Genomic DNA, 8,143 nt, shown 5'->3' on the forward strand with positions numbered 1-8,143 from the left:
AGATGCCGACGCCCATCGGCATATGCTCGAGAACCGACATCAATGCCGCGGCTTGCGGTCCCTGCGCCCGATCATCCTCAGCCTGCATGCCTGCTCCCGGTTACGGTAAAGCCAACCCAGCTGACGGGAGTTACGGCAACCGTCACGCGACGGATGCACCGGCAGATGATTTTTCCGGTGAGCGGACCTGAAAATTTCGCGCATACAAACACTCGTCGAGCGCTTTGGTTGCTTGGGTATGATCCCTTAGTATTCCGCCCCAATAGCCAAGCTCGAACCTGTTGGTCACTCCTTGGGCGCTGGCCGTGACTTCACCTGCATGGAGCATGTCACGGCGACAGCCCCACAGGAGGACCATCCCATGACCGAAGATGACGATCGGACACTCGAACGCCTGCGTGAGCAAGGCGAGCGGCGCAAGCAGCGTCGCGAATTTTTCCGCGCACTGGCGGCCGTGGCGGGCGTCGCGGGCAGCATGCAGATGGCGATGACCATCTCGCCCGCCTACGGGCAGAGCGCGACGGTGAGCGATGCCGATGTGCTGAACTTCGCGCTCAATCTCGAATATCTCGAAGCGCAATTCTACTCTTACGCGGCGCTGGGCGTAGGCCTCTCCAACAGCGACCTGTCGGGCAGCGGTACGCAGGGCACGGTGACGGGCGGGCGACAAGTCAATTTCAGCGACCAGATCGTCGCCCAATATGCGCGGGAAATCGCCGCCGACGAAATCGCGCATGTCCGCTTCCTGCGCCAGCAACTGGGCAATGCGGCTGTCGCGCAACCAGCGATCGACATCGGCACCGATCCCAATGGCGCTTTCTCATCGGCCGCCCGTGCGGCGGGTCTGGTCGGCGCGGGCCAGGCCTTCGATCCTTATGCCAGCGACGAGAATTTCCTGCTCGGTGCCTTCATCTTCGAAGATGTGGGCGTAACGGCCTATAAGGGCGCCGCACCGCTCATCACCAACAAGACCTATCTGGAGGCGGCTGCGGGTATATTGGCGGTCGAGGCCTATCATGCCGCGATCGTCCGCACGACGCTCTACGGCAAGGGCATCGAGACGCCGGCCTTGCGAACGTCAGCCGACAAAATCTCCGGTGCGCGCGACAGCCTCGATGGCGCCAGCGATCTGGATCAGGGCATCTCGCCGATCGGTACGGCCTCCAACATCGTGCCGCTCGACGACAACGGCATCGCCTTCAGCCGCTCCACCGGACAGGTGCTCAACATCGCCTATCTGAATAATGCGGCCGTAGGATCGGGCGGTTTCTTCCCGTCCGGTGTCAACGGCACCATCCGCACCAGCGCCGCCAACTGAGCGACCTCCTTTTAAAGGATATTCGACATGGACAATAATGAAGCCATCATGGCCGCGCTGGGGGCACGCGCGCAACGGCGCGAGGAACGCCGCCGCTTCTTCAAGCTGGCGGGCAGTGCCGCCGTCATCGCATCGGCGGGCAGCCTGCTGTCGGCCTGCGACGACGATGACAAGAATATGAACCCGGCGCCGACACCCACTCCGACCCCGACGCCGCCCGCCGTGACCGACGCGGACGTGCTGAATTTCGCGCTTCAGCTCGAATATCTGGAAGCGCAATTCTACTCCTATGCCGCACTTGGCACCGGGCTGGATGCCAGCCTTCTCACGGGGACGGGAACGCAGGGCGCCGTCACCGGCGGCCGGAAGGTCACCTTCACCGACCCGGTCGTCGCCCAATATGCCGCGGAAATCGCCGGCGACGAGGTCGCCCATGTCCGCTTCCTGCGCCAGCAACTTGGCTCATCGGCCGTCGCGCAGCCGGCAATCGATGTCAGCGGCGGATCGACCAGCGCCTTTTCCGCCGCCGCCCGCGCGGCCGGACTGATCAGCGCGAACCAGGCCTTCGATCCTTATGCCAATGACGAGAATTTCCTGCTCGGCGCCTTCGTCTTCGAGGATGTCGGCGTCACGGCCTACAAGGGCGCCGCGCCGCTGATCTCCAACAAGACCTATCTCGAGGCGGCCGCCGGTATTCTCGCGGCCGAGGCCTATCATGCGGGCCTTATCCGCACGGTCCTGTATCGCAAGGGCCTCGACGCGCCATCCCTGCGCACGTCGGCGGACAAGATCTCCGACGCGCGCGACAGCCTCGATGGGTCGTCCGACCTCGACCAGGGCATCAGCACGGTCGACAACAAGTCGAACATCGTGCCGGCAGACGGCAACGGCATAGCCTACAGCCGCTCGACCGGACAGGTGCTCAACATCGTCTACCTCGACAAGACGGCCAAGAGTGCCGGCGGCTTCTTCCCGTCGGGCCTGAACGGCAACATCAAGACCAGCGCCGCCAACTGACGCCCCGCCGCAGCCAGGAGCCAGAGCCATGTCCCCACCGCCAGCCGCAGACAGCGTGATCGAGCCGATCCCGACAGGCCATCAACCTAGCCTGCCCGAAGCGCATCGATCGGTCCGCGTGCCCGGTGGTGTCGGACAGTTCTGGCGCAAGCTGGGCGCGTTTGCCGGCCCGGGCTATCTGGTGGCGGTCGGCTATATGGACCCTGGCAACTGGGCGACCGACATCGCGGGCGGATCGAGCTTTGGCTACACGCTGCTGTCGGTCATCCTCTTTTCCAACCTGATGGCGATGCTGCTCCAGTCGCTTGCCGCCAAGCTCGGCATCGTCACCGGCCTCGACCTGGCGCAGGCCTGCCGCCAGCAATATAGCAAGCCGGTCCGCATCATGTTGTGGATATTGTGCGAGATCGCCATTGCCGCCTGCGACCTGGCGGAAGTGATCGGCACGGCTATCGCTCTGCAACTGCTGTTCGGCATCCCTCTGGTGATGGGTATCTGTCTGACGGCAGCCGACGTGCTGCTGATCCTCATGCTCCACCAGCGCGGCTTCCGGCAGCTGGAAGCCTTCGTCGTCGCGCTGCTGATCGTCATCACCGGCTGCTTTGCGATCGAACTCATACTCTCACGCCCTGATATGGCGGCCGTGGCCAAGGGCTTTGTCCCCACGACGCAGATCGCCACCAATCCGGCGATGCTCTACATCGCCATCGGCATCCTTGGTGCGACCGTGATGCCGCACAATCTCTATCTCCACAGCTCGCTCGTGCAGACACGCCGCTATGAGCGCACGCAGCGGGGTCTCAAGGAGGCGGTCAAATTCGCAACCATCGACAGCACGGTGGCGCTGGGCTTCGCCTTCTTCATCAACGCGGCCATATTGATCCTGGCGGCGTCGGCCTTTCATGCCACGGGGCGGACCGACGTGGCCGACATTCATCAGGCCTATGACCTGCTGACCCCAGTCCTCGGCGCGGCCGGTGCGAGCGCATTGTTCGCGGTCGCCCTGCTTGCTTCCGGCCAGAACTCGACAGTCACCGCCACGCTGGCCGGCCAGATCGTCATGGAGGGGTTTGTTGACTTCAAGATTGCCCCCTGGGTCCGTCGGCTGGCGACACGGCTGATGGCGATCATTCCGGCCGTGATCGTCGCTATCCTCTATGGTGCGGAGGGCACGACCCGGTTGCTGATCCTGAGCCAGGTGATCCTCAGCCTGCAACTGCCCTTTGCCGTGGTGCCGCTGGTCAAGTTCACCAGCGACCGGGGCCTGATGGGCGGTTTTGCCAACAGCGCGCGGCTAAAGATCGGCGCCTGGGCTGTATCGGCGATCATCATCATCCTCAACCTCAAGCTGCTGACCGAATTTCTCTGAGCTTTACGAAAGGAATGCGATCATGCGTATCGTGGAAGACTATACCGGCCTTGCGGTTTCACGCCTGACCACGCCGACCCGGCTATTCGTTGGATGCTGCATCATCGTGCTGGCGCCGATTCTTGCCCTTGGAAGTTTCAGCTGAGCCGGACTTTATTTGCGAGTAATGCGCCAAAATGCGATCTGGTGGGTTATAGACGAAGCCCGCGCCCTGATCCTGCAGGTCCGTTGTGGCTAGGGGAGCGGAAACAGAGGCCGATGCAATACAGCCAGAGCCCCTCGACCGCCCGCGCGGCCCTCGTAGATGCCTTGCGATCGGCCGGTGCGAAGGACCAATCGGCGCTCCGGCTGATCTATGATATGACCTCGGCGAAACTCTTCGGCATTTGCCTACGTATTTGCTGCGACAGAGAGGCGGCCGAAGATGTGTTGCAGGATGTGTACGTCAAGATTTGGCGTCGAGCCGCATCTTTCGACCCGGCCCGCGCCAGCCCGATCAGCTGGATGGCAATTATTGCGCGTAACGCCGCGCTTGACTGGTGCAGGCGTGAGGGTCGGCATGCGGTGCTGCCGGCGGACTGCGCGCCAGAAACTGCGGACGACGCACCGTCGGCCGACACAAGCCTGGAGGATGCTGAACAGAAAAGTCGCCTGCTGGGCTGCATGGAAGGGCTCAGTGACAACCAGTCCGCAACCATCCGGCGCATATTCATGGACGGCATGACCTATCAGCATCTCTCCGACAATGACGGTACTCCCGTCGGCACGCTCAAAAGCTGGGTCCGTCGGGGCCTGGTGCAATTGAAAGCCTGCCTTGGCGATGACTGAAGAAATGACCCCAGAGGACCGCGATCTGTTCGCTGCCGAACTGGCGTTGGGCGTATTGGGCGCCGAAGAGCGAGCGGCTGCCCTTCGCCTGTGCCTTTCCGATCCGGCTTTTGGCGCGGCGGTCGAGGCGTGGAGCCTGCGCCTTTCGCCATTGCTCGACACTGTCCCACCAGCCGATGCGCCCGCCCGCACATGGAATGCGGTGGCGGCGCGGATCGGCTTGCCAGCCAATAATGCCGCCGCACGACATCTGCGCCTCTGGCGCGGAAGCGCGCTATTTCTGGCCACTATCGCCGCAGGTCTCGCGCTGTTCATCGTGGTGCGGCCACCAACGCCCGTTTCGCCGGCGAGCGGCATATCCCAATTGGCCAATACGCAGGGCGTAGCCACGCTCGCTGTGGCCTATGATCCCCAGCAGGGCGTTTTGCGGATCAGCCCGGCATCGCTGTCCACCGGACAAAAGAGCCCTGAGCTGTGGGTCATCCCGGCAGACGGGAAGCCGCGCTCTCTCGGTCTTCTCAATGACGAGGAGCGAACGCTGCGGATCGCTCCCGACCTGCGCTCGCTGCTTCAGGATGGCGTAACGCTGGCGATCACACTGGAAGACCCGGCTTCAGCCCCGCATGACGCGCCGACCTCCACGCCGATCCTGACGGGCAAGATCACCCTTCTCTGAACGCCGGTGCATCCGTGGCGTGCCGCGTCACGTATCTCCTGCGCCGCCCGACGATGGCGGCATGCAAGGAAGGATGCCAGACAATGAAGACCACCAAGCGCCTCTGGGTCGCCACGACGGCGGCTGCCCTGCTGCTGACCGGTGCGACCGCATCGCAGGCAAAGAACCCCATGGTCGGCGGCGCGGCCATGTATCCAACCAAGACGATCGTCGAAAACGCCATGCAGTCGAAGGATCACACTACGCTGGTCGCGGCAGTCAAGGCGGCCGGCCTTGTGGACACGCTTTCCGGTCCCGGTTCCTTTACTGTTTTCGCGCCCACCAACGCGGCCTTCGCCAAGCTGCCCGCCGGCACGGTCGACACGCTGCTCAAGCCCGAGAACAAGGCGATGCTCTCGTCCGTCCTCACCTATCATGTCGTGGCGGGGCGCATGACCGCCATGGACATTGCCGCCAAGGCTAAAGCCAATGGCGGCAAGGCGATGCTCAAGACGGTGCAGGGCGAAACGCTGACCGCCTGGAAAGACAAGGCGGGCGCCTGGTGGCTGACCGATGCCAAGGGCGGCAAGGCGAAGATCACCATCGCCAACGTCATGCAGTCGAACGGCATCATCCATGTCGTCGATACAGTGCTGATGCCCTGATCGGACTGACGCGGAGCCGGCGGGATGTCGGCTCCCTCAGGCCTTGAACATCGCGCGAAAGCCGTCGCTCGTCTGGTTGAGATGCAGATATTGCGCATTATAGCCGCCCGAGAGCAGCAAAGCGCCCGCCTGCATGATCTCGACCCGCCGGTCCTTTAGCCGGACCAACCTGTCCGCCTTCAACCGCGCAAGCACGCGGCTCGACGTTTCCGGCGTCAGGCCGCAGGCATTGCCCAGATCGGTCTGTCGCAGCGGCAGGTCAAAGCCACTCTCATCGGCCTCGCCAGTCAGGAACAGGCGAGCGTGCAGTTCGCAAAGCAGATGCGACATGCGCGCGCGGGCGTTGCGCGTCGCGACATTGACCGTCCATTCGCGCTGCACCGACCCTGCGCTCAACGAGTCGCACCAGAAGGCCTGGCCAATGCGCGGGAAGCGCTTGGTGATGTCGCTCATCATTCGATGATTGATGCAGGCCACGCGCACGTCGCAGGCCGCCTCGATCCCGCAATCGGCGCGCCGCGTAAGCAGCGCATTGAAATCGCAGATGTCGCCCGGGAGATGCAGAGCCACGATCTGGCGGCCCGTGTCATGCGGTTTCGATCGGACGGCCCATCCCTCCATCATGATCATCACTTCGCGGAGCGGACTGTCAGGCTCGACAAGGATACTGCCGGCGGGAAAATGTCGGACGTTGAGTTCGGCGATATGGTCGAGCGCCGCGCGCTCTTCCTCATTGAGTGGCAGGAAAGCCTCCAACTTCCTGGTCAGCCTGCTGGCTTCTCGGACGGGGTGCGCCGGGACGATCTCGTCGGACGCTGCGAACAGTGCGTCAGCAATCATGATTGAGTTACGCATCGCTTCACGAGCGGATGCAGCGTCTCCACATTTCTTTTTGTTTCCACCGCAGTATCGGTGCCGTTCGTCGTGATGGGCAATTGATCCCGCTCAAGTTGCCCTTCTGATTGGTTAACCAGATCTGTGCCTGCGAACGCAAACGGATCATAGCACGGCTGGGACTTTCCCAGCTTCCATTTTGCCGCATCCGAACATGACTAAAATCAAGTCAGCAGCCTATGTATCGGCTGGCGGTACCAGCTGCGGCTTAGGATATTTTTCCGCCGCCCGCCCGTTCCTTCACCGTGACATGCAACGGTCACTGCACAACAAGGAGATGAGAAATGTCCATCCTTTCCGGCCTTTTTGGCAACGATAGCGATAGCGCCAGCAGCAATGATTCGATGCTGGACATCGATGGCGGCCTGAGCCTGGTCGCGACCACCGAAAGTTATGACAAGAGCGTCGACGATGACGGCTCGTGGGATGAAAGTCATGACTCGACCTCGATCGGCACGGCGCTCGATTTCGGCTCGATCTTGGACAGCATGAACCAGTCGGTCTCCGAAACGGACGGCGACGGCCTCTTCGGCTGACCCATGAAGAACCCTGCCGAAGCGCCCGCTGCAACGGGCGGCTCGGCAGGGTCTTTCACTGCACAGCCCGGAGCGGCGATGCCTCCCGCCGCTTCCGTGCGAGGGATGAACGTCCGCCCTGGGCGCGCGTTCCGTCACCGGACAGCCGGAGGTTCTTCATGACATCGGTTTTTCACGCCAATAGGCTCGAAACGTGCTGATCACGGCGCGCTCCAAGGGGCTGCTGGGTGTTCGACCCGATGCCTCTACATCAGCCCATAGCGGCGCGCAGGACCTGGGATTGTTGGCAGCGCCGCCTCTTGCGTTCGGCGCGTCTCTGTCCCCGTCGTCGGCAACTCCCACTTTCGCCCAACCGAATGATGGCCATCGCGACGAGAGCGAGGCGCAGGCGATCCTGGCCTCACCATCATTTGCCGCGCCTTTCGAAACCGTCACATTGGCCGCCAACGACCTGCCGCTGCCGCAGGCTGTCACATCCTTGGGCTCGTTCGCATCGCCATCGGCGCCTGAAGCGGCGATCACAGAACCACACGCTCCAGCGTTCGCGCCAGCGCCAGCGCCAACGCCAACGGCCGAGGCGGCAACGGGTAGCAGCGGCGGCGCCATTCCCAACGCCGGCTTGCCCGCCGCCGAGACCGCGTCACCATCCGCAGCGGCAGCAACTATCCCCGCAGCCCCGTCGCCCGAAGTCGCGCCGCTGGTCGCCGCCGTGGAATTCTCCGCGGCTAACCTTCAGGCAGCGGTTACCGCTCTCCTCGGCCAGATCGGAGCGCAGGACCAATCCGGCACACTGCCCGAGGCGATAGAAGCGCAGGGCGATGCACTCAGCCAAGGCATTGCTGCGCTGACGGACGGCCTTGC

The 8,143-nt window shown here is 63.1% G+C and carries 9 protein-coding genes and 1 pseudogene; 9 read left to right on the top strand and 1 reads right to left on the bottom strand.

The features are described 5' to 3' along the window. Nucleotides 1-361 precede the first annotated feature (361 nt). From VMR39_RS25030 to VMR39_RS25060, 7 genes are all read left to right on the top strand, one after another. A complete protein-coding gene (locus VMR39_RS25030; protein ID WP_325420318.1) occupies nt 362-1,318 on the top strand; it encodes a ferritin-like domain-containing protein in 957 nt (318 codons plus the stop codon). A 27-nt stretch (nt 1,319-1,345) separates the two neighbouring features. Further along, nucleotides 1,346-2,335 carry a ferritin-like domain-containing protein gene (locus VMR39_RS25035; RefSeq protein ID WP_325420320.1) on the top strand — a complete coding sequence of 330 codons (990 nt, stop codon included), beginning with the start codon at nt 1,346-1,348 and terminating at the stop codon, nt 2,333-2,335. A gap of 28 nt (nt 2,336-2,363) precedes the next feature. Next, complete coding sequence (locus tag VMR39_RS25040; protein WP_325420322.1) at nt 2,364-3,704, top strand: Nramp family divalent metal transporter; 1,341 nt, start codon at nt 2,364-2,366, stop codon at nt 3,702-3,704. 22 nt (nt 3,705-3,726) lie between these two features. Continuing rightward, nucleotides 3,727-3,849, top strand: a complete 123-nt coding sequence (locus tag VMR39_RS25045; protein WP_325420324.1) for a hypothetical protein — start codon at nt 3,727-3,729, stop codon at nt 3,847-3,849. A 113-nt stretch (nt 3,850-3,962) separates the two neighbouring features. Further along, the gene (locus VMR39_RS25050) at nt 3,963-4,532 is read left to right on the top strand and encodes a sigma-70 family RNA polymerase sigma factor (RefSeq protein ID WP_325420334.1); all 570 of its coding nucleotides are present in this window, start codon (nt 3,963-3,965) and stop codon (nt 4,530-4,532) included. 4 nt (nt 4,533-4,536) lie between these two features. After that, nucleotides 4,537-5,208 carry an anti-sigma factor gene (locus tag VMR39_RS25055; RefSeq protein ID WP_325420326.1) on the top strand — a complete coding sequence of 224 codons (672 nt, stop codon included), beginning with the start codon at nt 4,537-4,539 and terminating at the stop codon, nt 5,206-5,208. An 83-nt stretch (nt 5,209-5,291) separates the two neighbouring features. Next, nucleotides 5,292-5,852, top strand: a complete 561-nt coding sequence (locus tag VMR39_RS25060) for a fasciclin domain-containing protein (protein WP_325420328.1) — start codon at nt 5,292-5,294, stop codon at nt 5,850-5,852. Between the two features lie 36 nt (nt 5,853-5,888). Here the strand turns inward: VMR39_RS25060 and VMR39_RS25065 are convergent, their stop codons facing one another. Further along, on the bottom strand, nt 5,889-6,692 hold the full coding sequence (locus VMR39_RS25065; RefSeq protein ID WP_325420330.1) for a Crp/Fnr family transcriptional regulator: 804 nt from the start codon (nt 6,690-6,692) through the stop codon (nt 5,889-5,891). Nucleotides 6,693-7,030: 338 nt separating this feature from the next. Between VMR39_RS25065 and VMR39_RS25070 the strand changes: the two genes are divergently transcribed. Next, nucleotides 7,031-7,282: a hypothetical protein gene (locus VMR39_RS25070; protein WP_325420332.1), complete on the top strand. Its 252-nt coding sequence runs from the start codon at nt 7,031-7,033 to the stop codon at nt 7,280-7,282. A gap of 193 nt (nt 7,283-7,475) precedes the next feature. Then, nucleotides 7,476-8,143 (top strand): annotated as a pseudogene (locus VMR39_RS25075) (hypothetical protein); the annotation flags it as partial.

Origin of the sequence: Sphingobium sp., from assembly GCF_035511395.1 — a bacterium.
Taxonomy (GTDB): domain Bacteria; phylum Pseudomonadota; class Alphaproteobacteria; order Sphingomonadales; family Sphingomonadaceae; genus Sphingobium.

Coding starts and splice junctions, on each gene's coding strand:
- VMR39_RS25030 (WP_325420318.1), top strand. CDS start 362: ATGACCGAAGATGACGATCGGACACTCGAACGCCTGCGTGAGCAAGGC.
- VMR39_RS25035 (WP_325420320.1), top strand. CDS start 1,346: ATGGACAATAATGAAGCCATCATGGCCGCGCTGGGGGCACGCGCGCAA.
- VMR39_RS25040 (WP_325420322.1), top strand. CDS start 2,364: ATGTCCCCACCGCCAGCCGCAGACAGCGTGATCGAGCCGATCCCGACA.
- VMR39_RS25045 (WP_325420324.1), top strand. CDS start 3,727: ATGCGTATCGTGGAAGACTATACCGGCCTTGCGGTTTCACGCCTGACC.
- VMR39_RS25050 (WP_325420334.1), top strand. CDS start 3,963: ATGCAATACAGCCAGAGCCCCTCGACCGCCCGCGCGGCCCTCGTAGAT.
- VMR39_RS25055 (WP_325420326.1), top strand. CDS start 4,537: ATGACCCCAGAGGACCGCGATCTGTTCGCTGCCGAACTGGCGTTGGGC.
- VMR39_RS25060 (WP_325420328.1), top strand. CDS start 5,292: ATGAAGACCACCAAGCGCCTCTGGGTCGCCACGACGGCGGCTGCCCTG.
- VMR39_RS25065 (WP_325420330.1), bottom strand. CDS start 6,692: ATGATTGCTGACGCACTGTTCGCAGCGTCCGACGAGATCGTCCCGGCG.
- VMR39_RS25070 (WP_325420332.1), top strand. CDS start 7,031: ATGTCCATCCTTTCCGGCCTTTTTGGCAACGATAGCGATAGCGCCAGC.